This is a genomic window from Antribacter soli (assembly GCF_021568775.1).
GTDB classification, from domain to species: domain Bacteria; phylum Actinomycetota; class Actinomycetes; order Actinomycetales; family Cellulomonadaceae; genus Antribacter; species Antribacter soli.
In genome coordinates this window covers 1-26,463 of the sequence record NZ_JAKGSG010000041.1, presented here as the reverse complement: position 1 = coordinate 26,463, position 26,463 = coordinate 1, and the positions used below count along the sequence as shown (strand labels likewise).

The following is a 26,463-nucleotide window of genomic DNA, read 5'->3' as shown; positions in this document are numbered from 1 at the left end:
ACGTTCAGGCCTGCGGGACCGCCGGGACCGCCTCACGGGAGGCGAGCCGCGCCTTGAGGCGGCCGACGATGCCTGCGTAGGCCGACGGGTCGACCGGCAGGAGCCACTGCTTCACGAGCGCGCCCCGGCCGATGTTCAACCCGATCTCGTCGAGCGTCTCGTCGATGTTGTGCATCGAGAACGGGATGAGGTTGGTGCCGCGGGCGTGCCTGCCCTGGGTGCGCTCCTCCATCCAGCGCACGCGCTCGGCGACCTGGGTGCGCCGCTCCTCGAGGGGCGGCAGGTCGACCCCGCCGGCGAGGTACGCGCCGATCCAGACGGCACCCGCCTCGGCGGAGAGCGGGCTGAAGAACGACGAGTTGTAGCCCGAGAAGGTCAGGTTCGGCACGTCGTGCGGCAGGATCTGGCGGTAGAGCTGGAAGTTGCCGTCGGTGTCGAGCAGGCGGCCCGTCACCTCGTCGTCCAGGAACGGGACGCGCTGGTGGAAGCCCGTGCCGCACACGACGAGGTCGGCGCGCACGCGGGTGCCGTCGGTGAGCTCGGCCCAGGGGGCGTCGTCCTCGACGACGAGGCGCGCGATCTCGGCGTCGCGGTGCACCGTGATGGTGCCGTCGGCGACCTGCTCGAAGAACCCGTCGGTGGACAAGGAGGCCGTGCTCTTGGCGATGTCGGCGAACCCGCCGCGGGGTACGAGGCCGAGCTTGCGCAGGCCGAACTGGCTGATCGAGGCGGCGCCCACGCTGTTGAGCATGCCGCGGCGCACGGCGTCGCCCGGGCCGTGCAGGAACCGCTCGGCGCCGCTCGTGAGCTCCTGGTACCGGAACAGCGCCTCGCCGAGCCGGGTCAGCAGCAGGTACTTGTAGTTGAGGACGTTGCCGAGCTTCTTGGGCATCTTCCACAGGAGCTGGCGCGCCACGACGGCGGTGCTCGCAGCCACCGGGCCGAGCTCCGCGGCGACGTCGCAGGCCGACTTGCCGTAACCCACGACGACGACGTGCTTGCCGCGGGCCGTCTCGACATCGCCGAGCTGGCTCGACGCGACGAGGCGTCCACCGGCGCGCAGGAGCTTCGCGTACCCCTCGTACCTGGGCAGCACCGGGTCCGAGAAGATGCCGTTCGCCACCACCAGGTGGTCGAAGCGCTCCGGGGCGGAGACCGCCGAACCCTCGAGGCGCGCCGTGACGAGCCAGGCGTCCTCGCCCTCGGTGGGCTCGGCCCGCACGACCTCGGTGGAGAGCCGGAGCGACGGCCGCAGGCCGAACGTGTCGACGTACTTCTCGAGGTAGCGCTGCACCTGCTCACCCGTGGGCCACTCCGGGAAGTCTCGCGGCATCCGCAGGTCGGAGAAGGCGTACGAGTCCTTGTTGTTCTGCGTGCGCAGGCCCGTGTAGCGGCGCGTCGCGCTCCACACGCCGCCGACGTCGGGCGCCTTCTCGAAGATGGTCACGTCGTGGCCGAGCTCCGTGAGCACCTTCCCTGCTGCCAGCCCTGCGAAGCCGGCGCCGATGACGGCGATCTTCACGATTCCCCTGCTTTCGGTCGAGTTTCAACGTCCCAATTCGGTCGAATGGTAGCGAGATGCCTCCCTTCGGGGTAGATCGCCGACGTGAATTACGCCGCCGGGCACCGTGCGGGGCGCCGTCGGGCGGTGTGTCAGTGGCTCGCGCGATGATGGGGCCGTGAGCGAGACGACCGAGGTGATGACCAGCCGGCCGGCGGACGAGGCCCCCGCGGCCGACGAGGCGGCGGCCCAGCGACGCTGGGCCGAGCTCGTGGCGTTGATCGAGGAGGACCAGCGGGCCTACTACGAGCAGGACGCGCCGCTCGTCTCGGATGCGGAGTACGACGGACGGATGGCCGAGCTCCAGGCGCTCGAGGCCGCGCACCCCGCGCTCGTCACGCCCGAGTCGCCGACCCAGCGGGTGGGCGGGCGGGCCGCCGTGGGGTTCGCCACCGTGGAGCACGTCGAGCGGATGCTGTCCCTGGACAACGCGTTCTCGGAGGAGGACCTGCGCACCTGGTCCACGCGCGTGCACCGGGACCTCGGCGTGGAGCCGGACGCGCCCGTGGGATACCTGTGCGAGGTGAAGATCGACGGCCTCGCGATCGCACTGCTCTACGAGAAGGGCTGGCTCGTGCGGGGCGCGACCCGGGGCGACGGGCGCACGGGCGAGGACGTCACGGCCAACGTGCGCACCATCGCCGGCATCCCGCACGTGCTCGGCGGCGACCCGGCGACGCACCCCGACCGCATCGAGATCCGCGGCGAGGTGTTCATGGGCGTGGAGCGGTTCGCCCGCCTCAACGAAGAGCTGGTCGCGGCGGGCCAGGCGCCCTACGCCAACCCGCGCAACACCGCCGCGGGGTCGCTGCGGCAGAAGGACCACTCCGTGACGGCGAGCCGCGACCTGCGGATGTATGCGCACGGCGTGGGCGCCCTGCAGTGGCGGGAGGGCGAGCGCGCGGAGCTGGCGCGGCAGTCCGAGGCGTACGAGCTGTTCGAGCAGTGGGGCGTGCCGGTCTCGCCGCACAACAAGGTCGTGCCGGGGCTCGACGGCGTCCTCGAGATGATCGCGTGGTTCGGGGAGCACCGCCACGCCATCGAGCACGAGCTCGACGGGATCGTCGTGAAGGTCGACGAGCTCGGGCTCCAGCGCCGGCTGGGTGCGACGAGCCGGGCGCCCCGCTGGGCGATCGCCTACAAGTACCCGCCCGAGGAGGTCAACACCCGGCTCCTCGCCATCAAGGTCGCGGTCGGCCGCACGGGCCGAGCCACCCCGTATGCCGTGATGGAGCCGGTCAAGGTCGCGGGCAGCACCGTGCGCCAGGCGACGCTGCACAACCAGGACGTGGTGCGGTCCAAGGGCGTCCGCATCGGCGACGTGGTTGTGCTGCGCAAGGCGGGTGACGTGATCCCGGAGATCCTCGGCCCGGTGGCCGCACTGGCCGGCGACGGGTACCCCCGCGAGGACTTCGTCATGCCCGCCGGGTGCCCCGCGTGCGGCACGCCCCTGCGGCCGATGAAGGAGGCGGACGTCGACCTGCGCTGCCCCAACGCCGAGTCCTGCCCCGCCCAGGTGCGCGGCCGCGTGGAGCACATCGGCTCCCGCGGCGGCCTGGACATCGAGGCGCTGGGCGAGGTCACGGCCGCCGCGCTCACGCAGCCCGAGATCCCGGCCGAGCCGCCGCTGCGCACCGAGGCCGGGCTCTTCGGGCTCACGCTCGAGGACCTCCTGCCCATCGAGGTCGTGGTCCGTGACGCGGAGACCGGCCTGCCGAAGCTCGACGACGACGGCACGGCCCGCCGCCGCACTCCGTTCCGCAAGCAGCTCAAGCCCACGCGCAAGGCGCTCGCCGAGGCCGCGGAACGGGGCGAGACCCTGCCGACGTGGGAGCCCGCCGCCCAGGCCGGCAAGCTCCTCGAAGAGCTCGAGCGGGCGAAGTCGAAGGACCTGTGGCGCATCCTCGTGTCCCTCAACATCCGCCACGTCGGGCCGGTCGCGGCGCGGGCGCTCGCGGACTGGTTCGGCTCGCTCGACGCGATCCGGGCGGCGACGCGGGACGAGCTGGCGGCCGTCGAGGGCGTGGGCCCGGTGATCGCCGACCAGATCGTGGAGTGGTTCACCGTGGGCTGGCACCTGGAGATCGTCGAGGCGTGGGCCGCGGCCGGGGTGCGGTTCGCCACGCCGGGCCACCCCGGCCCGGAGGCGATGGCGGCGCAGGCCGCCGCCGGCGCCGAGCCGGCCGGGCCGCTCGCCGGGCTGACCGTCGTCGTCACCGGCTCGCTGGAGGGCTTCACCCGCGACGGCGCGAAGGAGGCCGTCATCGCCGCCGGCGGCAAGGCGGCCGGGTCGGTGTCGAAGCGCACGGACTACGTCGTGGTGGGGGAGAACGCCGGGTCCAAGGCGGCCAAGGCCGAGGAGCTCGGTCTTCCCGTCCTGGACGAGGACGGCTTCCGCCGCCTGCTGGAGGGCGGTCCGGCAGCGCTGTAGCGGCCGAGCGGAAAGCTGGCGACGCGCACCGGCCACGAGGAGACCGCCCTCTTCTACGTGGGCGTGCCCGCCGTCATCGCCCTGACGGTGATCCTCACCGCGCGGCCCCGCAGCCCGGTGGGGATGGCTCTCGCCACCACGACGATCGGGCTGGCCCTGGCGGGTCCGCTCCTCGACGAGGGCGTCGTCTGCCTGGTGATCGCCGCGCCGCTGTTCCTCGGCGTCGCGGCGATCGTCGGCGTCGTCGTGGAGCAGCTGCGTGAGAGCCGCACCCGGCGCCGGGCGCTCGCAGTGACGCCCCTGCTGCTCCTCGCCCTCGCGGAGGGCGTCGGCGGGGCCACGGTCGTCCCGCGCGACGACGCGGGCACCGCGACCGCCGTCATCGACGCGGCCCCGGCCGATCTGGCACGGTCCCTGGCCGCTCCGCCCGTGTACGGCGACTTCGAAGCGGTCTTCCTGCGAGCCGTGCCGTTCCCCGAGCCGGTCTCAGCGACGGGCACGGGCCTCGCAGTGGGCGACGAGCGGGTCGTGACCTTCACGCCGCGTCGCTCGCTCGGGCTGGGGGCACAGCCCACGCCGCGCAGCATGACGCTGCGGGTCGTGGAGAGCGAGGTGTCCGACGCCGGAGGCCACGTGGTCCTCGACGTCACCGAGGACACGACGCTGGCCCGGTGGATGGACCTGCGCTCGGCGGAGGTGACGTGGGAGGCGGCCGGCGACGGGACGCGCGTGACGTGGACGCTGCACTTCACGCGGACGTTCGACCCGTCGTGGTACTTCGGGCCGCTCCAGCACCGGACCACCGGTCTGGCCGCTGAGTACCTGATCGACACGTTCGCGGGGCCGGCCGAGGAGCTGGCCGGGACCCGGCCGTGACGACGGCGACGCTCGTGCGGGGGCTCGCGCTCATGGTCCCGCTCCTTGCCGTTGTGCTGTTGTGCGCCCGCCGTCCGCCCACGGACCGTGAGACCGGCGCGGTCATCACGGCGACGGCCTGGGTCGCGCTGGTGCTTCTCCCGGTCAACCTGGTCGCGTCGTCGGCCGGGTGGTGGCGCTTCGCCGCCGAGGGTGCGGTCTGGCACGGAATCCCGATCGACCTCTGGCTCGGCTGGTCCCTTCTCTGGGGCGCGGTCCCGGCGCTGGCACTGCGCGGGCCGGCCGTGCGGCCCGTCGCACGGCTCGCGCTCACGGGCGCCGCGCTCGTCTGGACCGATCTCGCCCTCATGCCCCTCGGCGAGCCCGTCGTCGTGCTCGGCGGGAGCTGGCTCGTGGGCGAGGCGGTCGCGGTCGCGACCGCGCTCGTCCCCGCCCTGTTCCTCGCGGACGCGACGCTCCGGCGCCGGCACCTCGCTGTGCGTGCCTGGGCGCAGGCGCTGTGGGCGGGCGGCCTCGTGCTGGTGGTGCCGGTCGCGGCACTCGCCCCGGAGCCCCGCTGGCCGGCGGTCGTGACGACGACCGGGGTCCAGCTCGTCCTGGTCGCGTGCCTGCCGGGCCTGGCCGCGATGCGCGAGCTCGCCGCGGTGGGCGGTGGGACGCCCCTCCCGTACGATCCGCCCGCGCGCCTCGTCGTCTCCGGGCCCTACGCGTACGTGCGCAACCCGATGCAGGCGTCGGTGGCCGTGGCCTACGCGGGCCTGGCTCTGGTGCTCGGCGACCCGCGCTCCCTGGTCGGCACGCTGGTGGTGGTCGCGTACAGCGCCGGGCTGGCGGCCTGGCACGAGGGCGACCGCCTCCGCCGCGACTTCGGCGACCCCTGGTCCCGCTACCGGCGCGCCGTGCCCGCCTGGCTTCCTGCCTGGCGGCCCCGGTCGGCACTCACGGGGACGTTGTGGGTGGCCGCGGACTGCGACCTGTGCACCGGCGTGGCCCGCTGGTTCGCCGCCCGGGACGCGCGCGGGCTCGCCGTGCGGCCCGCCGCCGAGCACCCCGACGTCCTCTACCGCATCACCTACGAGGCGCCGGGCATCCGGGTGCAGGGGATCTCGGCGGTGGCCCGGGCGCTGGGGCACGTGCACCTCGGCTGGGCGCTCGCGGGCTGGGCCCTCGACGTGCCGGTCGTGCGGCACTTCGCGCAGCTCTGCGCCGACGCGTTCGGCGGGGGCCCGCGCCCCTCACGCGGCTCGTGCGTCACGGACGGCGCGCGACGACCTCCGCGAGCAGCCTGACCGCCGCCCACGCTGAGTTGTGAGTGCGGATGCCCGGTCTAACGTCGACAACAGGTCAGGAAGCGGCCGTCCGTGAGTCGGGCTGGGTGCTTCTCCAGCTCCGTCTCGCCCCCGCAGGCAGTCCGGCCTCGCGCCGGGCGTGTTGGACGACAGGAGACCGAGCATGACTGAGAGCAGGTACCCGCGGGAGACGACCGGCAAGGTCGCCGACGTCGCGTCCCAGGCGGGCGACGCGGCCAAGGGGCTGGCGCAGGAGACCACCCAGAAGGCGGGAGAGGTCGCCCATGAGGCGACGCGACGCGCACGCAACCTCACGGGCCTGGCCCGGGACGAGCTGCGCGGGCAGGCTCAGGTACAGCAGCAGCGCGTGGCCGAGGGCCTGCGCTCGCTCGGTGACGAGCTCACGCAGATGGCCGCGTCGAGCCCGCAGCACGGCTACGCCTCCGACCTCGCGGAGCGCGCCGGCTCCATGAGCCGCCGCGCGGCCTTCTGGTTCGAGGACCGGGACCCGGGCTCGGTGCTCACGGAGGTCCAGGACTTCGCCCGTCGGCGCCCCGGACTGTTCCTGGCGATCGCTGCGGGAGCCGGGGTCGCCGTCGGCCGCCTCGCACGCGGCCTCCAGGGCGCAGGCACCGGCATGACCGGCATCACGCGGCTCGCCGAGCCCTACGGGGCGGAGAAGGTCGGGGCCGGGGCGTACAAGACCGGGTCCTACACGACCGGGCCTTACGAGACCAGCACGTACCCGACCGGAACCCGCGGGGCCCGGAGGTACGAGGAGGGGCCGTACGGAGCCGGGGCCTACGCCGCCGGGGCCTACGGCGCCGGGACCACCGGCGCGGGCACGCGCCCAGCCGACGAGGGCATCGCCGCAGGCGAGTACACCGGTGCCGGAGCAGCGTCCGGCGTCGGAGCGTCCGGTCTCACGTCCGGCGCGTACCCGACGACGGCGGACGAGCTGCCGGCGCAGGACCCGGACGTCCCGACGCGCCCCGCATCGCCGACCGAGGGAGGTAACCCGGATGTCGAGCGCACCTGAGCAGGGCCGGACCTCGATTCCGCCCTCGATGCCGCCGGTGAATCCGGCGCGGTCGCCGATCGCGGACCCGGCCCCGGACCCGGCGTCGTCGAGCCTCGGCGACATCTTCGCCGAGGTGAGCCGCGACCTCTCGACGCTCCTGCGTCAGGAGATCGAGCTCGCCAAGGCGGAGGCGACGACGTCGGTCAAGCGCGCCGGTCTGGGCGCGGGCATGTTCGCCGGTGCCTGGATGGCAGGGAACCTGGCGCTGGTGTTCCTGTCGGTCGCTCTCTGGTGGGGCCTCGGTGCCGTCATGGGTCGCGGGTGGTCGGCGCTGGTCGTCGCCGTCCTGTGGGCCGTGATCGCCGCGGTCCTCGCGATGCGCGGCCGGACCGAGGTCCGCACGGTCGCCGGCATGCCGGAGACGGTCGAGTCGATCAAGAAGATCCCGAACGCACTGCAAGGACACGAGGAGAAGAACTCATGAGCACCGATCCCGAGGTGATCCGGGCGGACATCGAACGCACGCGCACCGAGCTCAGCCGCGACGTCGACGCGCTCGGTGAGAAGGTGAGCCCGACCCACGCCGCACGGCGTCAGGCCGACCGGGTGCGCGGTCGCATGACACGGATCAAGGACCGCGTCATGGGCAGCGCGCACGACGTCATGGACACCGCGGAGGAGGCCAGGCACGATGCCGCCGACTCCGTGCGCGGCGCGGCGTCGTCGGTGGGGGGCTCCGTCTCGTCGGCCCCGCAGGCCGTGCGCGAGCAGACCCAGGGCAACCCCCTCGCGGCAGGTCTCGTCGCCTTCGGCCTTGGTCTGCTCGTGTCGTCGCTCGTCCCGGCGAGCCAGGCAGAGGCGCGCATGGCGACGCGGGTCAAGGAGAAGACCGGGCCGCTGATGGAGGATGTCAAGCAGGCGGCGAAGGAGGTCGCCCAGGACCTCCAGGAACCGGCGAAGGAGCAGCTGCGAGCCGTGCAGGACTCCGCGAAGGAGGCGGCACGGGAGGTCGGGGAGCACGGGCGCGAGGCCGTCCGCGCGGTGGGCGAGCAGGGTAGCGAACCGGCCGAGCAGGTCCGCCCGTCCGAGACCGGAGACATCCGCCGGACCAGCACCACCGAGTACCCCCCGCCCACCACCGGCGAGGTCTGACGGAGGAGGGACTGTGAACGACGCCGACACCGCGTCCGAGCGGGCCGGGGCGCCCGCCCCCGACCACCCCAGCAAGCCGGAGGCACCGACCGACCTGCACCGGCGTTCGTGGGCGTACGTGCTGCGCACCACCGTGCGGCAGTTCTCGCGCGACCACTGCCTCGACCTGGCCGCTGCCCTCACGTACTACGCCGTCCTGGCGGTGGCGCCGGCGCTCCTCGCGCTGGTGTCGCTGCTGGGCCTCGTGGGCAACCCGGAGCGCATGGTCGACCAGGTGGTCGGCACCATGGAGGGCCTCGTTCCTGAGGACGTCCTGTCGGTCGTCACGCCGCTCGTCGAGAATGCCGCAGAGGGCGGGGTCGGGGCCGGCCTGGCCCTCGCCCTCGGCCTCGTGCTCGCCCTGTGGTCCGCGTCGGGATACGTGGGCGCGTTCGGGCGGGCGATGAACCGGGTCTACGAGATCGACGAGGGCCGGCCGGTCTGGATCCTGCGGCCGCTCATGCTGCTCGTGACCGTGGTCACCGTCGTGATCGCTGCGCTCGTCGTGGCGTCCCTGGTACTCACGGGGCCGGTGGCCCGGGCGGTCGGGGAGGCCGTAGGCCTGGGCGACGCCACGGTGGCCGTGTGGGACGTGGCGAAGTGGCCGGTCGTGCTCGCGCTCGTGGCGGTCCTCCTCGCGATCCTGTACCACTGGACGCCGAACGTGCAGCAGCCGCACTTCCGCTGGATCAGTGTGGGTGCGGTCGTCGCGATCCTCGTCTGGATGCTCGCATCGGTCGCCTTCGGGTACTACGTCGCGAACCTCGCGAGCTACGGCGCGACGTACGGCACCCTGGCCGGTTTCATCGTGTTCCTGCTATGGGTGTGGATCACCAACCTCGCCCTCCTGTTCGGCGCGGAGCTCGACTCGGAGCTCGAACGCGGCCGCGAGCTGCAGGCGGGCATCGAGGCGGAGGAGACGGTCCAGCTGCCGCCCCGCGACACGCGCGCGAGCGACAAGCGGCAGAATCGGTGGCGGGACGACGTCGAGAGGGGCCGCGCGCTGCGGGTCGCGTCGTCGCGCGGGCGGGGCGACGACGACCGGCAGCACGCCACGGACGGGCCGCGCGCCCCGGACGAGCCGCGGTCCACGGACACGAGGACGTGACGCCGGCCGCCCGTCACGACGACGTCAGCGGCTCGCCCAGAGCAGCCCGCGCTCGATGATCGTGCGCAGGTCGGGGTTCTCGAGGTCGGCGAGGTGGTGGCCCGGCGTGCAGACGAAGACCCTCCCGGCGCCCCAGTGCCGCGTCCAGATCGCGGGCGAGACGAGCGGCTGCGTCCACGGGTCACCGGGCTCCGGCTCGATCGTCGTGGTCGCGAGCACCTCGGACAGCCCGTCGGTGAGCACCCAGTACTGCTCCGAGTGCAGGGCGATCGAGCCGATGTCCGCGACGACCGGGTGGTCCGCCTTGCCGGGCACGACGTCGATGGTGTGGTCCACGAAGTCGTGCGGGTGGGCGACGAACTGGCCGCCGACCATCTGCTGGTAGTCGGTGGCGATACGGAACGAGTCCACGATGCCGCCGTGCCACCCGGCGAGGCCGGTGCCGGCGGCGACCGCGTTCCGGAGCCCGCGCATCTCGTCGGGCAGGATCTCGCCCATCGTCCAGCACTGGACGATCAGGTCGATGCCGGCCATGAACTCCGCGTCGGCGTAGGTCTCGAGCGACTCCTCGATCGTGACGTCGAAGTCCGCCTCCTGCAGGAAGGGAACGAACAGGTCGGTCGCGTCGACAGGCGTGTGCCCGGGCCATCCGCCCCGCACCACGAGGGCTCGTCGGTTCTCGACGGTCATGGGTCCTCCTAGGTCGTCGCCAACAGTGGCGACACGTGGCGACGGCTGTCAACGGTCAGGTGATGAGAGCGTCGATCGCCGCCGGAGAAAGGACGTGATCGATCGCCATGGCGCTCGCTCCCAGGACGCCTGCCCGGGCCCGGGTGTGCGACGTGACGATCCGCAGGTGCTGGGTCGCCAGGGGCAGGGACCGCTGGTAGACGACCTCGCGGATCCCGGCGATGAGGTGCTCGCCGGCGTCCGCCACGATGCCGCCGACGACGATGATCGACGGGTTGAGCAGGCTGACGCACGCCGCGAGCACCGAGCCGATGTCGCGGCCGGCCTGGCGCACCGCGCGGCTCGCCGCCACGTCGCCCGCGCGGACGAGCGCGACGACGTCGGCGCTCGTCTCCGCCTCGAGCCCCGCGTCGCGGAGCGCGGCCGCGACCGCCTGCCCGCTCGCGACCGCCTCGAGGCAGCCCACGTTGCCGCACCGGCACGGGACGTCGGGGGCGTGCGGCACGGCGATGTGCCCGATGTCGCCGGCGGCGCCCTGCGCGCCGCGGCGCAGCTCCCCGTCGGCGATGATTCCCGAGCCGATGCCCGTCGCGACCTTGACGAAGAGCATGTCCGTGACCTCGGGCCACGCGGTGCGGTGCTCGCCGAGGGCCATGATGTTGACGTCGTTGTCGACCAGGACGGCCGTGCCGAAGTGCCGGCGGAGGATGCCGGGGACGTCGACGTCGTCCCACGCGGGCATGATCGGCGGGTTGATCGGGCGGCCCGTCGAGTGCTCGACGGGGCCCGGGAGCCCCACGCCGACGCTGACGAGCTCGTCCCGCTTGCGGCCGGCGGTCTCGAGGAGCTTGTCGCCTTGCTCGGCGACCCAGGCCAGGACGACGTCGGGACCGTCGGCGATGGCCAGCGGGGCCTCGATCTCGGCGAGGACCGTCGAGGCGAGGTCCGTGACCGCGAGCCGGGCGTGCGTGGCCCCGAGGTCGACGGCCAGGACGACGCGGGCGCCCGGGCGGAAGGCGAACGTCGTCGGCGGCCGCCCGCCCGTCGAGCTGGCCTCGCCGGCGGGGGCGACGAGTCCCGCCGACATGAGCAGGTCGATGCGCGCGGCGATCGTGGAACGGGCCTGGCCCGTGATCGAAGCGAGGTCCGCCCGCGTGCGCGGCTGACCGTCCCGGAGCATCTGGAACATCTCCCCCGCGCCGGTCGGGCGAGGGGCGAACTTGAGCAACTCCTCCATGGGCACAGTGGATCACGGGGCCTCTCGTTAGAAGCCCGGGCAGTGCGGGGCTTTCGGTTGACGCTCGACAGAAGATACCCGGTCGTACACCAGTCTCACTCCCCACTTCCGTACCCGCATCATCGCACCATCGGTCGGTCATCTTCCAACTTATGATTGACCATCGACAAAAGGTCCGCTAGGTTCGGCGACATGGTCAGTGCAGACCCACAGCCGTTCCTCACGATGCAGGGCATCGTCAAGGTGTTCCCCGGTGCGCGTGCGCTCGACGGGGTGGACCTCGAGATCGTGCCCGGCGAGGTCCACTGCCTCCTCGGCCAGAACGGCGCCGGCAAGTCCACGCTCATCAAGGTCCTCGCGGGCGCCCACCAGCCCACCGAGGGGCGCATCCTCCTGGACGGCGAGCCCATCACCATCGCCGACCCGGTGGCCGCCCTCCGGCACGGCGTCGCGACGATGTACCAGGAGCTCGACGTCGTCGACGGCCTCACCGTCGCCGAGAACGTCTTCCTCGGCCACGAGCTGGCGACGCTCGGCTTCTCCCAGCGCCGCGAGGCGGTCCGGCGGACCCGCGAGCTGCTGCGCCGGCTCGGTCACCCCGAGGTCTCCCCGCGGCAGGAGGTCGGGGCGCTCTCCGCCGCGGGCAAGCAGATCGTGTCGATGGCGCGCGCCCTGTCCCACGACGCGCGGGTGATCGTCATGGACGAGCCGTCCGCCGTCCTCGACTCGGAGGAGGTGGCGAACCTGTTCCGCGTCGTGCGCGAGCTCACCTCCGCCGGCGTCGCGGTCGTCTACATCTCCCATCGCCTCGAGGAGATCCGCGAGATCGGCAACCGGATCACGGTCCTCAAGGACGGGCGGACGGTCGCCCACAACCTGCCCGTCTCCGGGACGCCGACCACCGAGCTCATCCGGCTCATGACGGGACGGTCGGTCGAGTACGCCTTCCCGCCGTCGTCGGGCCCCGGCCCGGAGGCACCCGTCGTCCTCGACGTGCAGGGCCTGTCGCTGCGGGGGGTGTTCCGCGACGTCGGCCTCGAGGTACGGGCCGGAGAGATCGTCGGGCTCGCGGGCCTCGTCGGCTCCGGCCGCTCGGAGATCCTCGAGACGGTGTACGGCGCGCGCCGCCCGAGCGCCGGCGTCGTGCGGGTCGACGGGCGGCGCCTGCGCCCGGGATCCGTCGCCGCCGCGGTCGGCGTCGGCATCGGCCTCGCCCCCGAGGAGCGCAAGAGCCAGGGCCTGCTGCTCGACGAGCCCGTCTACCGGAACGTCACGCTGTCGACGTTCGCGCGGTTCGCCCGCGGCGGGCTGCTCGACGAGCGCGCCGAGCGCGCCGCCGCGCAGGAGCAGGCCATCTCGCTCCACCTGCGGCCCCCGGGCGTCGACCGACCGATCCGCACGCTCTCGGGCGGCAACCAGCAGAAGGCGATGCTCGCCCGCTGGCTCGTCCACGGGTGCCGCGTCCTGCTGCTCGACGAGCCGACGCGCGGCGTCGACGTCGGGGCGCGCGCCGAGATCTACGCCCTCGTCCGCCGCCTGGCGGACGCGGGTGCCGCCGTGGTCGTCGTCTCCAGCGAGATCCCGGAAGTCCTGGGCCTTGCCGACCGGGTCCTCGTCGTCTCCGAGGGCCGGGTCGTGCACGAGGGGCCCGCCGAGTCGATCGACGAGCACCAGGTGCTCGACATGGTCATGGAAGGAAGCGTCGCGTGAACGAGCAGAAGCTGTCCGCCGATGCCCGGCAGGCGGGGCCGGGCGCCGCAGGCCCGCCCGGCGGCGAGCACAAGGACACGGCCCGCCGTGTCGGGATCCCGTCGGGGACCGCAGGGCGCAACCTGGGGCTGATCGTCGCCCTGGTGGCGCTCGCCGTCGTCGGCTGTGTGACCGCCGGCTCCCGGTTCGCGAGCCTCGACAACCTCATGGTCATCCTCTCGCTCGCCTCGGTCATCGGCGTGGTCAGCATCGGGATGACCTTCGTGATCACCGGCGGCGGCATCGATCTGTCGGTCGGCTCCGTCCTGGGGCTCGCGTCGGTGTGGGCGACCACGCTCGCCACCCAGACGATGGCCGACCAGTACGGCTGGGTCGTCATGGCGGTCTGCGCGCTCGCGGTCGGGCTGGGGGCGGGGCTCGTCAACGGCGTGCTCGTCGCCTACGGACGGGTCGTGGCCTTCATCGCGACGCTCGCGACGATGGTGGCGGCCCGCGGCCTCGCGGAGCTCATCGCGAACCGCCGGACCCAGATCGTCGACGTGGACTCGTTCACCGACACGTTCCGCGGCGACCTGCTCGGGGTGCCGAAGATCGTCTGGATCTTCGTCGCCGTCGCCGTGGCCGGCTGGTTCCTGCTCAACCGGACGACGTTCGGGCGGCGCACCGTCGCGGTCGGCGGCAACCCCGAGGCCGCCCGCCTCGCGGGCATCAAGGTCCGGCGCCACACGATGTATCTCTACGCGCTGGCCGGCCTCGCCGCCGGGATCGCCGGCGTGATGATGCTCGCGCGCACCACCGCGGGCTCGTCGACCAACGGCACGCTCTACGAGCTCGACGCCATCGCCGCCGTCGTCGTCGGCGGGACCCTGCTCGCCGGCGGCCGCGGCACGATCGTCGGCACGGTGCTCGGCGTCCTCATCTTCGCGACCCTCACGAACCTGTTCATCCAGAACAACCTCGACAGCTCGGTCCAGGCCGTGGCCAAGGGCGCGATCATCATCGTCGCCGTGCTGCTCCAGCAGCGCCTCACCGCGCGGTCCACCACTGGTTGAGCCCCGTCCCACCCCATCACGCAGGACAGCATCGAAGGAGATCCCATGTCCGCACGCACCACCCTGCGCCGACGCGCCGCCGCCGCGACCGTCATCGCCGCGACCGCCGCGCTGCTCGCCACGGCGTGCACCTCCAACACTCCTCCGCCGTCGGACGACGAGGGCGACGGCGGCACCGCCCAGGCGGTGTCCGACAACGACGCCCCGGGCGACACCGTCGTCATCGGGTTCTCCGCCCCCGCGGCGGACCACGGCTGGATGGGCGCGATCACCGCGGCGGCCCGGGCCGAGGCCGAGAACTACGACGACGTCGAGCTCCGCGTCGCCGAGGGCACCAACGACGTCAACCTCCAGATCAGCCAGATCCAGGGGTTCATCAACGACGGGGTGGATGCGATCGTGCTCCTGCCGTTCGACGGCGCCGCCCTCACGGAGATCGCCACCGAGGCGATGGACGCGGGCATCCCCGTGATCAACGTCGACCGCGAGTTCTCGAGCCCGTTCGCCGCCCGCGCGACGGTGCTGGGCGACAACTACGGCATGGGCGTGTCGGCCGGAACCTACGTCTGCGAGCAGGTCGGCGACAACCCGGACGCCGTGGTCGCGGAGATCGCGGGCATCGACTCCTTGCCGCTGACGCAGGACCGCAGCCAGGGATTCGCCGACGCGCTCGACGACTGCGGCCTCGACGTGGATCGCCGGGTGGCGGCCGACTTCACGGTCGCGGGCGGCGAGCAGGCCGCCGCGAACCTCCTGCAGGCCGAGCCCCAGATCGACGCGATCTGGAACCACGACGACGACCAGGGCATCGGCGTGCTGGCCGCGATCGAGAACGCCGGCCGGGACGAGTTCTTCCTCGTGGGCGGCGCCGGCTCGGCCAACATGATGCGCGAGATCGAGGCCGGCGACTCGGTCGTGCGGGCGACGGTCATCTACCCCGCGACCCAGGCGGCGGACGGGATCAAGCTCGCCCGGCTCGTGGTGCAGGAGAAGAACATGAGCGACCTCTCCTCGTCGAGCGTCCCCCGCACCGTCCAGCTGTACGCGCCGGTCGTGACCTCGGACAACGTGGCGCAGTTCCTGCCCAACGCCTTCGAGTCCTGATCGCGCGAGCACGAAAGAGCGTCGGCGGCCCGTTCGGGCCGGTTCCCTGCAACGGGCCCGGACGGGCCGCCGGCGTGCGTACCGGAAGGAATGAGATGGCAGACACCGAACGCCCGGAGCTGGGCGTGGGCATGGTCGGGTACTCGTTCATGGGAGCGGTGCACTCCCAGGCATGGCGCACCGCACCGAGGTTCTTCGACCTCCCCCTCGACCCGCGCATGCGCGTCGTGGCAGGCCGGGACGCCGCGGCCGCGGCCGCGGCGGCCGACAAGCTGGGCTGGGAGCGCTCGGCGTCGGGCTGGGAGGCCGTCGTGGAGCGGGACGACGTCGATCTCGTGGACGTGTGCACCCCGGGTGACACGCACGCCGAGATCGCGATCGCCGCGCTCGAGGCGGGCAAGCACGTGCTGTGCGAGAAGCCGCTCGCGAACAGCATCGCGGAGGCCGAGGACATGGTCGCCGCGGCCGCCACGGCGGCGGAGCGCGGCGTGCTCGCGATGGTGGGCTTCACGTACCGGCGGGTCCCCGCCGTCCGGCTCGCGCGCCTGCTGGTCGAGGAGGGCAGGGTCGGCGAGGTGCGGCACGTCCGCGCGCAGTACCTGCAGGACTGGCTCGCCGATCCTGAGGTGCCGCTGTCGTGGCGCCTGGACAAGGCGAAGGCCGGCTCCGGTGCCCTCGGCGACATCGGGGCGCACGTGATCGACCTCGCGCAGTACGTGACGGGGGAGCGGCTGACCGGCGTGAACGGGCTGCTCGAGACATTCGTGCGCGAGCGGCCCGTCGCGGCCGGCTTCAGCGGGCTCGGCGGGACGGCGGGGGAGGGCACCGGTCCCGTGACGGTCGACGACGCCGCCGTGTTCTTCGGCCGGCTGGCGGGCGGCGGGCTCGCGAGCTTCGAGGCGACGCGGTTCGCGTCCGGCCGCAAGAACGCGATCCGGCTCGAGATCAACGGGTCGAAGGGCTCCCTCGCCTTCGACTTCGAGGACATGAACCTCCTGCACTTCTACGACGCGGAGGAAGACGCCGAGACGGCCGGGTTCCGGCGGATCGTCGTCACGGAGCCGGGCCACCCGTACACGGGGAACTGGTGGCCGCCCGGGCACGGGCTCGGCTACGAGCACGCGTTCACCCACCAGGTCGTCGACCTCGTCGAGGACCTGGCGGCCGGGCGCCAGCCCGTCCCGTCCTTCGCGGACGGGCTGGCCGTGCAGCGGGTGCTCGACGCGGTCGAGCGCCGCGCGGCGGCGGGGAGCGGGTGGGTGCCGCTCCCCTGACACGGACGACCGCGGGCGCGCCCGCGGGGCAAGACCGGTGGTGCCGTGCCAGGGCCGGCCCGGCACCACCCCGGAGCGCACGACCGATCCCATCTCGACGAGGAGCTCCAGGTGAGAAACGTGCCTCGAAGGGTCCCGACCGCAGCGTTGCGGGCGGTGGCGGCGGCAGCCGTCACCGCGGTGACCCTTCCCTTGACCCTCGTGACGGTGCAGGCGGCTCAGGCCGACCCCGCCGCCACGACCGCGACGACGACCACCACCACGACCGGGACGGCCACGGCGCAGGCCGTCGAGCCGTTCGACGCCCTCGTGTTCTCGAGGACCGCCGGCTTCCGGCACGACTCGATCCCCGCCGGCGTCGCCGCGGTCCAGCAGCTCGGCGCGGCCAACGGCTTCACGGTGACGGCCACCGAGGACCCCGGCGTCTTCACCGACGCGGGCCTGGCGGACTACGAGGTCGTGGTCTTCCTGTCCACGACCGGCGACGTGCTCGACGCCGAGCAGCAGGCCGCGTTCGAGCGCTACATCCAGGGCGGCGGCGGATACGCCGGCATCCACGCGGCGTCCGACACCGAGTACGCCTGGTCCTGGTACGGCGGGCTGGTGGGCGCGTACTTCAGCGACCACCCGGCCAACCAGACCGCCACGATCAAGGTGGAGGACCACGCCCACGAGTCGACCGCCCACCTCCCCCAGCGGTGGGAGCGGTACGACGAGTGGTACAACTTCCGCACGAACCCGCGGGACACGGTGCACGTCCTGGCGAGCCTCGACGAGACGACGTACTCGGCCGGCTCGGGCGCCATGGGCGCCGAGCACCCGACGGCGTGGTGCCAGGTGTACGACGGCGGACGCTCCTGGTACACGGGCGGCGGCCACACCCAGGAGGCGTACGCCGAGCCGGAGTTCCTCCAGCACCTGCTCGGCGGCATCCGTACCGCGGCCGGCGTCGTCGACTCCGACTGCAACGCGTCGCAGAGCGCGGGCTACGAGGTGGTGCCGCTCGACGAGGGCACAGCGAACCCCATGATGCTCGACGTCGCCGCGGACGGGACGGTCTTCTACGCCGAGCGCGACGGCCGCGTGCGCCTGATCGACCCCGCGACGCGGCAGACGACGACCGCGGCGACCCTGCCCGTGACGCTCGCCAACGAGGACGGGCTCACGGGCATCGTGCTGGACCCGGGCTTCGCCGAGAACCGGTGGGTCTACCTGTTCTGGTCGCCGTCGGACGTCGGCGCGGACGGTCCGCACAACCGTGTCTCGCGGTTCACGTACGACCCCGCGACCCGGACGCTGCCCGTCGCGAGCGAGGCCGTCGTCCTGAAGATCACGACCCAGCGGGAGACGTGCTGCCACGCGGGCGGCGACATGCAGTTCGACCCCGACGGCAACCTCTACGTCGTGACCGGCGACAACACGAACCCGTTCGAGTCGGCCGGCTACGCGCCGATCGACGAGCGCCCGGGACGCCAGAACTACGACGCGCAGCGCACCTCGGCGAACTCGGCGGACCTGCGCGGCAAGGTGCTGCGCATCCGTCCTGAGCCGGGCGGCGGCTACACGGTCCCCGAGGGCAACATGTTCGCCCCGGGCACCCCGCAGACGAGGCCCGAGATCTTCGCGATGGGCTTCCGCAACCCGTTCCGGATCGGCGTCGACCCGGCCACGGGCAACGTCCTGGTGGGCGACTACGGACCGGACGCCGGGTCCGCCGACCCGCTCCGCGGGCCCGCCGGGACGGTCGAGTGGAACGTGGTGAGCGAGCCGGGCTTCTACGGCTGGCCGTACTGCACCGGCTCGAACAACGCGTACGTCGACCACGACTTCGCGACGGGGCAGTCGGGGGCGTCGTTCGACTGCGCGGGCGGCGTCGTCAACGGCTCGCCGAACAACACGGGCCTGCGGCAGCTCCCGCCCGCGGTCGAGGCGGAGGTCTGGTTCGGCTACTCCACCAACCCGCTCTTCCCGGAGATCGGAGGTGGCGGCGCGCCGATGGGCGGCCCGGTGTACGACTACGACCCCGACCTCGCCTCCGACGTCAAGTGGCCGGCGTACTGGGACGGCAAGGCGTTCTTCGGCGAGTGGAACCAGGGGAGGGTGTACTCCTTCCAGCTCGACGGGCCCGAGCGCGACGACCTCGTCGACATCAACCGGGTGCTCCCGCAGCACCTGGACCCCGCGGCCGGCTTCGACCGGCCCATGGACATGGACTTCGGCCCGGACGGCGCCCTCTACGTCATCGACTGGGGCGAGGGCTTCGGCGGGAACAACGACACGAGCGGCATCTACCGCGTCGACTACGTCCGGGGCGACCCGGCGCCGATCGCGCGGGCAGCCGCCGACGTGACCAGCGGCCCCGCACCCCTCACGGTGCAGTTCTCGTCGGAGGGCACCCGCCACCCGGCGGGCGAGCCGCTCAGCCTCCAGTGGACCTTCGGTGACGGCTCGGCGCCGTCCACCGAGGCGGACCCGGTCCACACGTACACCGCGAACGGCAGCTACACGGCCCAGCTCGTGGCCACCGACCCGTCCGGGCAGACGGGCGTGGCGAACGTGACGGTCGTCGTCGGCAACGTCGCACCGACGGTCACGATCACCTTCCCGGACGACGGCGGCTTCTTCGAGTGGGGCGACCAGGTCCGGTACGAGATCGAGGTGACCGACCCGGACGGCACTGTCGACTGCTCGGCGGTGCACCTGTACACCTCGCTCGGCCACGACTCGCACGCCCACCCGATGGAGGAGCTCACGGGCTGCCAGGGCGTCCTGCAGACGGCGCGCGACGAGGGCCACGGCATCGAGGCCAACATCTTCTGGGTCATCGAGGGCTCCTACGCCGACGACGGCGGTGCGGCCGGCGTGCCGCTCACCGGCAACGACCTGCAGGTCCTGCAGCCGAAGCTGGTCCAGGCCGAGTTCTACACGTCGACCGGGCGCCTCGCCGGGTCGACGAGTGGCGGCGACCCGGGCGTGCGCGTCGAGACCACAGGGGACACCGCGGGGGGCGGGCAGAACATCGGGTTCATCGAGACCGACGACTGGTGGGCCTACGAGCCGGTCTCGCTCGACGGCGTCGACGCGGTGACCCTGCGCGCCGCCTCGCCGTCCGGTGGCGGGCCGATCTCGCTGCGCTGGGGTGCTCCCGACGGCCCCGAGATCGGGAGCGTCACAGTCCCGGCTACGGGCGCGTGGCAGACCTATACCGACGTCACGGCCGCGCTGCACGACGTCCCCGCGGGCAGCGGCACGCTCTACCTCGTCCACACCGCGGGCCAGGTGAACGTGAACTGGCTCGAGTTCGAGGGGCGGGGCGTCACGGAGAACGTCCGGCCCGAGATCACGTCGTTCGAGGTCGACCCGCTCTCCGGCACGGCACCCCTGGTGGTGTCTGCGTCCGCCGCGGCCACCGACGCCGAGGGCGACGCCGTCACCCTCGCCTGGGACGCCGGCCTCGGGGGAGGCTTCCAGGACGGCACGGGCACGTTCACGACCACGTACACGGAGCCGGGCACCTACCGGCTCCAGGTCCGGGCCACGGACGCGCGCGGCGCCTACTCGGTCCGGTACGAGACCGTCACCGTCCGCTCCGGGAGCGGCGGGCCCGCGCTCTGCTTCTCCGGGCGCTCGGACGACTTCACGGGCGCCGACCTCGACCCCGCCAGGTGGGAGGTGCTGGACCGCGACCAGAACCTGCGGGTCGTCGACGGCGAGCTGGTCGTCCCGGCGACCGTGGCGGACATCTACGGCACGAACAACACGGCTGTGCCGAACGTCGTGCTGCAGGACCTCCCCGACGGCCCGTTCACCGCGACCGCACGGCTGACGATCGAGGCCGACGCCCGGTACCAGCAGGCCGGCCTGCTCCTCTACGACGGTCCGGACGACTACGCCAAGATGGTGATCGAGGGCCGCTCGGCCCCGGCCGACCCGGCCACGCGCATCTTCCAGTTCATCCGGGAGACGGGCGGCGCGCCGAACGAGGTCGCGGCGTCCAACACGGCGGCGCTGGGCGCCGGCTACCCGTCGACCGTCTACGTCCGGTTCACCAGCACCGACGGGACGTCCCTGCGGGCGTCCTACTCGGCGGACGGGCTGACGTTCACGGACATGCCGGAGACGAAGTCGCTCGCCGGGCTGACCGACCCGCGGATCGGCCTGGTGGCGCTCGCGGGGACGGGCTCGCAGGCACCGGTGGTGGACGCCCGCTTCGACTGGTTCCACATCACCCCCGACGACACGGCGGCCGCGCCGGGCCCGGACGACGAGTTCGGCGGGACGGAGCTCGACGGGTGCCGGTGGTCCGTCGTCCGGCCCGACCCGGACGGGCTCCGCGTCGCGGACGGCTCCCTGCAGATCGACACGACCCCGACCGACATCTACGGGTCCGGGAACACGGGCGTGCCGAACATCGTGCTGCAGGACCAGCCGGACGGCGGCTGGACGGTGCAGACGCGGGTAGACGGGTCGTCGTTCGACCGTCAGTACCACCAGGGCGGCCTGATCGTGTACGGCGACGACGACAACTACGTGAAGCTCGACCTCGTCACGGACAACCAGGCCGGCCAGGCGCCGACCCGGCGGATCGAGCTGCGCAGCGAGGTCGGCGGGACCGTGCAGAACCCCCAGCCGAACGCCGAAGGGCTGACGTCGGGGGCGTGGTGGCTGCGGCTGTCGCGCTCGGGCACGACGTTCACGGCGTCGTACAGCGCCGACGGCGAGACGTGGACCGACCTGCCCGAGGCGGTGACGAACCAGGCGGTCGCCGGGGCGGGCGTCGGCCTGTACGCGCTGGGCGGCGCGCAGACCGCCGCCGTCACGGCCTCGTTCGACCACTTCCGGGTGGTTGACGGCGGCGCGCCGCTCGCGGTCGCCGGCGCGCTCGCGCCGTCGGAGCCGGACGGCCCCGAAGGGTCGTGGCTGGGGCCGGTCACGGTGACCGTCGCGGCGACCGGTGGTCCCGCGGGCGCGCAGGTGTACCGGGAGGTGAACGTCGACGGCGGAGGCTGGGCCGAGTACACGTCGCCGCTCGTGGTCACCTCCCCGGGCGCGCACGTCGTCGAGCTACGCGCGTCGGCCGGCGGCGTGACCGTCACCGGGGAGACCGTCCGCTTCACGATCGCCGCGCCGGAGCCGCTCCGCGCGACGCCGGCGGTCGACGTCGTCCAGGCGTCGTGCACGGTCGACGAGGCCGGCGCGAACGTCCGCGCCGGCGGCACGCTCGGGCCGGTCGTGACGCAGGGCGTGGCGTCGTACGCGGTCCAGGGCCTGGTCGACGGGGAGCCGGCGGGGGAGCCCGCCGACCTCGGCGACCTCGCGCCGGGCCGGTACGTCGTCGTGGCCACGCCGGAGGAGGGCTGGACGCTCGACCTGCCGGACGGCTGGACGGCAGGCCAGGCGGGCACCGCCGAGCTGGTCGTCACGATCGCGCGCTACGGCTGCGACCGGGCCCCGGCCGTCGAGCTGGCCCCGGCGACGTGCGACGCGGGCGCGGTGCTGACCCTCGTCCGCGTCCCCGGAGTGAAGGGCTACGCGGTGCACGTCTGGGCCGACGGCGCCGCGGTGGGCAAGCCGGGCGACCTCGGCGACCTTGCTCCCGGGCAGTACCTCGTCACGGCGACCCCCGACCGGCGGGTCGACCTCGACCCGGACCCGGGCTGGGTGCTGAGTCCCTCGGGCAAGGCGACGCTCCTGGTCACCGTCGGGGAGGTGAGCTGCGACTGACGGACCGCGGCGCCCGGAGGCGCCGCCAGAACGCCGCGGGCGGGACGCCGGAAGGCGCCCGTACGTGACCAGGCCCCGGTCCGACCGGGGGCGGTGTCCCGCCCGCGGTACCGCCGGCTCCGGCCGGCACCCCTCGGCGCAGGGGCGCGCTCCGGTCCTGCGCCGAGGGACCCACGACGAAGGAGGCACAGCATGTGGAGAGCCGTGATCCGCGGTGCGGTCCTGGCCGCCGCGGCGTTCACGCTGACGGTGGCGCTCGCGGCGGCGGCTTCCGGCCCTGCGGCAGCCCACGGGGGTGACGTCGAGGTGTCGCTCGGCACAGATGGCGCGGGCGGCGTCTCGGCGTCGCTCACCTGGGCCGCCGACCGCCACCCCGTCGAGGAGTCCGCCCAGGTCACCGTCACCGCCGTGGCCGACGACGGCTCGACGGTCGGTCCTGTCGTCCTGTCGTCCGCCGCCGAGGGCGTCGGCTGGTACCGGTCCGCCGAGGGGATCCTCGGCGCGGGCCACTGGACCCTCCGCGCCACGGTCACCGGCCCGGCGGAGGCCGAGGCGTCGACGCAGGCCGACGTCGTCCCGCCGCTTCCCGCGCCGGACCCGGCCACGACGGACCTCGCCCCGGGCTCCGCCACCGCGGCCGGCACCGACCCCGCTGGAGTGGGCCGGGCGGCACAGGACGACCCTGCCGCGGCGGGGTCCGGCGGCCCCCTGCCCGCCGTCCCCGCCCTCGTGGCCGGCGCAGTCCTCCTGACGGCGCTCGCGGCGGCCGTCCTGCTTCGCACCCGACGAGTCCGAGAGGATCACGAACGATGACACGACCGATCACCCTGTTCACCGGCCAGTGGGCAGACCTGCCGCTCGAGGAGGTGGCCCGGCTTGCCTCCGGCTGGGGCTACGACGGGCTCGAGCTCGCCTGCTGGGGCGACCACCTGGACCCGTGGCGCTGGGACGACGACGAGTACGTCCAGGGCCGGCTCGACCTGCTGGAGCGGTACGGGCTCAAGGTCTGGGCGATCTCCAACCACCTCAAGGGCCAGGCGGTCTGCGACGACCCGATCGACCAGCGGCACCGGGACATCCTCCCGGACGTGGTCTGGGGTGACGGCGACCCCGAGGGCGTGCGCCGGCGTGCCGCGGAGGAGATGAAGAACACCGCCCGCCTGGCGGCACGGCTGGGCGTGCGGACCGTCGTCGGGTTCACGGGCTCGTCGATCTGGAAGTACGTGGCGATGTTCCCGCCGGCCTCGCAGGCGATGGTCGACGCGGGCTACCAGGACTTCGCGGACCGCTGGAACCCGATCCTCGACGTCTTCGACGAGGTGGGCGTCCGGTTCGCCCACGAGGTCCACCCGAGCGAGATCGCCTACGACTACTGGACGACGGTCGCCGCGCTCGAGGCGATCGGCCACCGCGAGGCCTTCGGCCTCAACTGGGACCCGAGCCACATGGTGTGGCAGGACCTCGACCCGGTGAGCTTCCTGTGGGACTTCCAGGACCGGATCTACCACGTGGACTGCAAGGACACGAAGAAGCGGATGACGAACGGCCGCAACGGGCGGCTCTCGTCGCACCTCGCCTGGGCGGACCCGCGCCGGGGCTGGGACTTCGTCTCCACCGGCCACGGCGACGTCCCGTGGGAGGACTCGTTCCGGATGCTCAGCACGATCGGCTACGACGGTCCCATCTCGGTCGAGTGGGAGGACGCCGGGATGGAGCGGCTGGACGGAGCACCCGAGGCGCTCGAGTTCGTCCGCAAGCACGCCTTCGACGCCCCCGCGGCGGCGTTCGACGCGGCCTTCTCGACGCGTTCCTGACGGTCGCCCGACCGCACCGCCCGCCTGCCGGGCAACCTGCTGAGGCCGACGGCGCCCGCCGTCGGCACGATCGAAGGAGATCGACCATGAGCAACAGCACCGACGTGAGCCGCAGGTCGTTCCTGCGCCTTGCGAGCTCCACCGTGGCCCTGGGCGCTGCGACGCTCGGCGCCGCGCCTCTGGCGGCGGCCGCCCTCGAGGGGGCGGCCGCTACGGGGACGGCCGGCGCCCCCCTCGCGGCGGGCCAGGGCCGACGGCTCGTCCCGCCGGGCAAGCTCGGCATCCAGCTCTACTCGATCCGCGACAAGGTGCAGGGGCTCGGCTTCCGGACCGTGTTCGAGCGCCTCGCCCAGATGGGTTACGCCGAGGTCGAGTTCGCCGGGTACACGCAGGGCACGGGCCCGATCACGATCGCCGAGATCCGCAAGCTCCTCGAGGACAACGGGCTGCGCGCCGTCGGCTCGCACCGTGGCATCGGGGACTTCGCCACGAACCTCGAGCGTGAGCTCGACATCGCCCAGGAGCTCGGCATGCCGCACGTCGGCACGGCGAACGCGCCCACGGGCACGAGGACGGTGGCGGCGTACCTGGCAGCGGCGGAGCAGTTCAACGGGTTCGGCGAGGCGGCCCGGGCCCGCGGCCTGAAGTTCTACCAGCACAACCACGACGGCGAGTTCGCGTTCGCCACGGACCAGCCCGAGGTGCGCCTGTACGACGTGTTCCTGCAGAACACCGACCCGGACAGCGTCTTCTTCGAGATGGACGTGTACTGGGCGTTCGTCGGCAAGCACCGCTACCCAGGGTTCGAGCCGGTGGACTACGTGCTCGCCAACCGGTCGCGCTACCCGCTCTTCCACCTGAAGGACGGGCGCGCCGCCGACACCGCCGCCGGCTACTCGATCGTCGAGTTCGGCGCCGGCGACATCGACTTCCAGTCGTTCCTCGGGGCGCTCGCGGGCTCCGGGCGTCAGCACGGCATCTGGGAGCAGGACAACGCGGCGAGCGTGGCCGAGCCACCGAACGGGGTCGACTCGTTCGGCAACGCCGAGCGCAGCCACGACGCGATCGCCGTGCTGCGCGGGGTGCCGGGGCAGTAGTCCTCAGCCGCCGCTGGGTAGTCCTCCGGCGGGGCGGCTGAGGTTGGGTCGAGGGGGCCTGAGGGAGACCCGGGGCCATGGGGCCGGGTCTCGGGGGGGGGGGGGGGGGGGCGGGGGGGGGGGGGGGGGGCCGCCCCCCGCCCCGCCCCCGGGGCCCCCCCCCCCCCCCCGACCACGTACGTCCGCTTCCCCGCGACCACGAACCCGTGCTTGCGGTAGAAGGCCTGTGCCCGCTGGTTGACCCCGTTCGTCCCGAGCCAGAGGGGCAGCCCCGGCCCGAGCTCGGCCGCGGCCTCGATCGACGCGGCCATGAGGCCGGCGGCGACGCCCGTGCCGAGCGCCTCCGGGTGTGCGTAGATCTTCGACAGCTCGGTGTAGGGGCCGGGCAGTCCGGTCGCCTCGCGCAGGACGGCGGCCTCGGCCTCGCCGTCGGGCACACCGAGCGCGACGAGGGCGTACCCGAGCAGCCCGGTGCCGGCGTCGGCCACGAGCAGGGCGTGCTCCGGGCTCGACGCCCACGCCCGAAAGTGGGCGGGCGTCAGCTTGCGCGCGATGTGCGCGGCCATGGACTCGCGCGACGTGCCGGGAGGGCACGCGAGGGGGAACGTCAGAGCGGCGAGCCAGGCGGTCTCGCCGGCGTCGTCGGGGGTGGCACGGCGTACGACGGCGGAGCTCGCCTCGGTCTGCGACATCACCTCTCGAACCTATCGCCCTGGCCGGGCGCGTGCGCCTCCGTCGCGCCGTCCCGGGCGTCGTCCCGAGTGGCGTTCCTGGCGTCGCCGTCCTGCGGCCCGGGCCGCGTCCGACCTGGGTCCTGACCTGCGCAGACGAGGTGTGCCGGGCGTCACCCCACCCGAGTTGGCACCGGCCCGGGAACCTGTGTAATGTTCTGGATGTCAGCCCGACGGGCGGACGGACACGAAGACCAGACGGTGGCTAGAGCCGCCGGAGGCGAGTGGCCGGGCCGGGGCTGAATCCCATCTCTGAGGTAGGGCGCTCTCGGCGTCGGTTCCTCACTCTTCGGATGGGGCTGGACAACATTCTGAGCGGCACCACTCACTGATCTTCGGATCGGGGAGTTGCGGCAGGGGATCGACTCTGGTAAGTTGAAGAGGTTGCCCCGGATGGGGTTCTGGGCCTTGAAGGGTTCGGGATCGTGACGGTGTGCGTCGGTTGTTTGAGAACTCAACAGTGTGCTTGATAGTCAATGCCAAATTTTTGTCCTCGTTTGGCTGGTGCGGCTGGGGGCTGGCTTTGTGGCTGGTTTCTGGTTGTGCTGGTTGA

General features: G+C 73.2%; 18 protein-coding genes and 1 pseudogene. 15 read left to right on the top strand and 4 right to left on the bottom strand.

What is annotated here, in order from left to right; translation table 11 throughout:
• Positions 1–4: 4 nt before the first annotated feature.
• Entirely contained in the window at positions 5–1,522 is a 1,518-nt protein-coding gene (locus L1785_RS15050) for a flavin-containing monooxygenase (protein ID WP_308113341.1), read from the bottom strand.
• 178 nt (positions 1,523–1,700) lie between these two features.
• On the opposite strand from L1785_RS15050, the gene ligA reads away from it, so the two are divergent.
• From ligA to L1785_RS15015, 7 genes are all read left to right on the top strand, one after another.
• Positions 1,701–3,992 (top strand): NAD-dependent DNA ligase LigA, encoded by a 2,292-nt coding sequence (ligA, locus tag L1785_RS15045; protein WP_236090159.1) that lies wholly within the window; start codon positions 1,701–1,703, stop codon positions 3,990–3,992.
• Between the two features lie 63 nt (positions 3,993–4,055).
• Positions 4,056–4,868: a hypothetical protein gene (locus tag L1785_RS15040; RefSeq protein ID WP_236090091.1), complete on the top strand. Its 813-nt coding sequence runs from the start codon at positions 4,056–4,058 to the stop codon at positions 4,866–4,868.
• Positions 4,865–6,157, top strand: coding sequence for a methyltransferase family protein (locus L1785_RS15035; protein WP_236090090.1), 1,293 nt, complete (start codon positions 4,865–4,867; stop codon positions 6,155–6,157). Before L1785_RS15040 ends, L1785_RS15035 begins: the two co-directional genes overlap by 4 nt.
• Positions 6,158–6,320: 163 nt before the next feature.
• Entirely contained in the window at positions 6,321–7,196 is an 876-nt protein-coding gene (locus tag L1785_RS15030; protein WP_236090089.1) for a hypothetical protein, read from the top strand.
• Positions 7,180–7,662 (top strand): phage holin family protein, encoded by a 483-nt coding sequence (locus L1785_RS15025; RefSeq protein ID WP_372461872.1) that lies wholly within the window; start codon positions 7,180–7,182, stop codon positions 7,660–7,662. The genes L1785_RS15030 and L1785_RS15025 overlap by 17 nt, the downstream gene beginning before the upstream one ends.
• Positions 7,659–8,330: a DUF3618 domain-containing protein gene (locus tag L1785_RS15020; protein ID WP_236090088.1), complete on the top strand. Its 672-nt coding sequence runs from the start codon at positions 7,659–7,661 to the stop codon at positions 8,328–8,330. The genes L1785_RS15025 and L1785_RS15020 overlap by 4 nt, the downstream gene beginning before the upstream one ends.
• Before the next feature lie 13 nt (positions 8,331–8,343).
• Positions 8,344–9,477: a YihY/virulence factor BrkB family protein gene (locus tag L1785_RS15015; RefSeq protein ID WP_236090087.1), complete on the top strand. Its 1,134-nt coding sequence runs from the start codon at positions 8,344–8,346 to the stop codon at positions 9,475–9,477.
• 24 nt (positions 9,478–9,501) lie between these two features.
• Here L1785_RS15015 and L1785_RS15010 read toward each other — a convergent pair whose 3' ends face one another.
• Positions 9,502–10,167, bottom strand: a complete 666-nt coding sequence (locus L1785_RS15010; protein WP_236090086.1) for a ThuA domain-containing protein — start codon at positions 10,165–10,167, stop codon at positions 9,502–9,504.
• A 55-nt stretch (positions 10,168–10,222) separates the two neighbouring features.
• Complete coding sequence (locus L1785_RS15005) at positions 10,223–11,404, bottom strand: ROK family transcriptional regulator (protein ID WP_236090085.1); 1,182 nt, start codon at positions 11,402–11,404, stop codon at positions 10,223–10,225.
• 192 nt (positions 11,405–11,596) lie between these two features.
• On the opposite strand from L1785_RS15005, the gene L1785_RS15000 reads away from it, so the two are divergent.
• The 8 genes from L1785_RS15000 (at position 11,597) to L1785_RS14965 (ending at position 25,179) form a co-directional block, all read left to right on the top strand.
• On the top strand, positions 11,597–13,114 hold the full coding sequence (locus L1785_RS15000; protein WP_236090084.1) for a sugar ABC transporter ATP-binding protein: 1,518 nt from the start codon (positions 11,597–11,599) through the stop codon (positions 13,112–13,114).
• Complete coding sequence (locus tag L1785_RS14995) at positions 13,111–14,166, top strand: ABC transporter permease (RefSeq protein WP_372461871.1); 1,056 nt, start codon at positions 13,111–13,113, stop codon at positions 14,164–14,166. The genes L1785_RS15000 and L1785_RS14995 overlap by 4 nt, the downstream gene beginning before the upstream one ends.
• Positions 14,167–14,211: 45 nt before the next feature.
• Positions 14,212–15,270 (top strand): substrate-binding domain-containing protein, encoded by a 1,059-nt coding sequence (locus L1785_RS14990; RefSeq protein WP_236090083.1) that lies wholly within the window; start codon positions 14,212–14,214, stop codon positions 15,268–15,270.
• Positions 15,271–15,365: 95 nt separating this feature from the next.
• Positions 15,366–16,544: a Gfo/Idh/MocA family protein gene (locus L1785_RS14985; protein ID WP_236090082.1), complete on the top strand. Its 1,179-nt coding sequence runs from the start codon at positions 15,366–15,368 to the stop codon at positions 16,542–16,544.
• Positions 16,545–16,655: 111 nt separating this feature from the next.
• Complete coding sequence (locus L1785_RS14980; RefSeq protein WP_236090081.1) at positions 16,656–22,268, top strand: ThuA domain-containing protein; 5,613 nt, start codon at positions 16,656–16,658, stop codon at positions 22,266–22,268.
• Positions 22,269–22,460: 192 nt separating this feature from the next.
• Positions 22,461–23,081 (top strand): hypothetical protein, encoded by a 621-nt coding sequence (locus L1785_RS14975; protein WP_236090080.1) that lies wholly within the window; start codon positions 22,461–22,463, stop codon positions 23,079–23,081.
• Positions 23,078–24,082, top strand: coding sequence for a sugar phosphate isomerase/epimerase family protein (locus L1785_RS14970; protein WP_236090079.1), 1,005 nt, complete (start codon positions 23,078–23,080; stop codon positions 24,080–24,082). The genes L1785_RS14975 and L1785_RS14970 overlap by 4 nt, the downstream gene beginning before the upstream one ends.
• 86 nt (positions 24,083–24,168) lie before the next feature.
• Positions 24,169–25,179, top strand: coding sequence for a sugar phosphate isomerase/epimerase family protein (locus L1785_RS14965; protein WP_236090078.1), 1,011 nt, complete (start codon positions 24,169–24,171; stop codon positions 25,177–25,179).
• A 209-nt stretch (positions 25,180–25,388) separates the two neighbouring features.
• On the opposite strand, the pseudogene L1785_RS14960 reads toward L1785_RS14965, so the two are convergent.
• Positions 25,389–25,745: pseudogene (locus L1785_RS14960) on the bottom strand (GNAT family N-acetyltransferase); the annotation flags it as partial.
• Positions 25,746–26,463 lie beyond the last annotated feature (718 nt).

Excerpts from the sequence above, each read along its gene's own strand:
- L1785_RS15010 (WP_236090086.1), bottom strand. The coding sequence starts at position 10,167 with ATGACCGTCGAGAACCGACGAGCCCTCGTGGTGCGGGGCGGATGGCCC.
- L1785_RS14970 (WP_236090079.1), top strand. The coding sequence starts at position 23,078 with ATGACACGACCGATCACCCTGTTCACCGGCCAGTGGGCAGACCTGCCG.
- L1785_RS15020 (WP_236090088.1), top strand. The coding sequence starts at position 7,659 with ATGAGCACCGATCCCGAGGTGATCCGGGCGGACATCGAACGCACGCGC.
- L1785_RS14985 (WP_236090082.1), top strand. The coding sequence starts at position 15,366 with ATGGCAGACACCGAACGCCCGGAGCTGGGCGTGGGCATGGTCGGGTAC.
- L1785_RS15025 (WP_372461872.1), top strand. The coding sequence starts at position 7,180 with ATGTCGAGCGCACCTGAGCAGGGCCGGACCTCGATTCCGCCCTCGATG.
- L1785_RS14975 (WP_236090080.1), top strand. The coding sequence starts at position 22,461 with ATGTGGAGAGCCGTGATCCGCGGTGCGGTCCTGGCCGCCGCGGCGTTC.
- L1785_RS14965 (WP_236090078.1), top strand. The coding sequence starts at position 24,169 with ATGAGCAACAGCACCGACGTGAGCCGCAGGTCGTTCCTGCGCCTTGCG.
- L1785_RS15005 (WP_236090085.1), bottom strand. The coding sequence starts at position 11,404 with ATGGAGGAGTTGCTCAAGTTCGCCCCTCGCCCGACCGGCGCGGGGGAG.
- L1785_RS15030 (WP_236090089.1), top strand. The coding sequence starts at position 6,321 with ATGACTGAGAGCAGGTACCCGCGGGAGACGACCGGCAAGGTCGCCGAC.
- L1785_RS15000 (WP_236090084.1), top strand. The coding sequence starts at position 11,597 with ATGGTCAGTGCAGACCCACAGCCGTTCCTCACGATGCAGGGCATCGTC.
- L1785_RS14990 (WP_236090083.1), top strand. The coding sequence starts at position 14,212 with ATGTCCGCACGCACCACCCTGCGCCGACGCGCCGCCGCCGCGACCGTC.
- ligA (WP_236090159.1), top strand. The coding sequence starts at position 1,701 with ATGACCAGCCGGCCGGCGGACGAGGCCCCCGCGGCCGACGAGGCGGCG.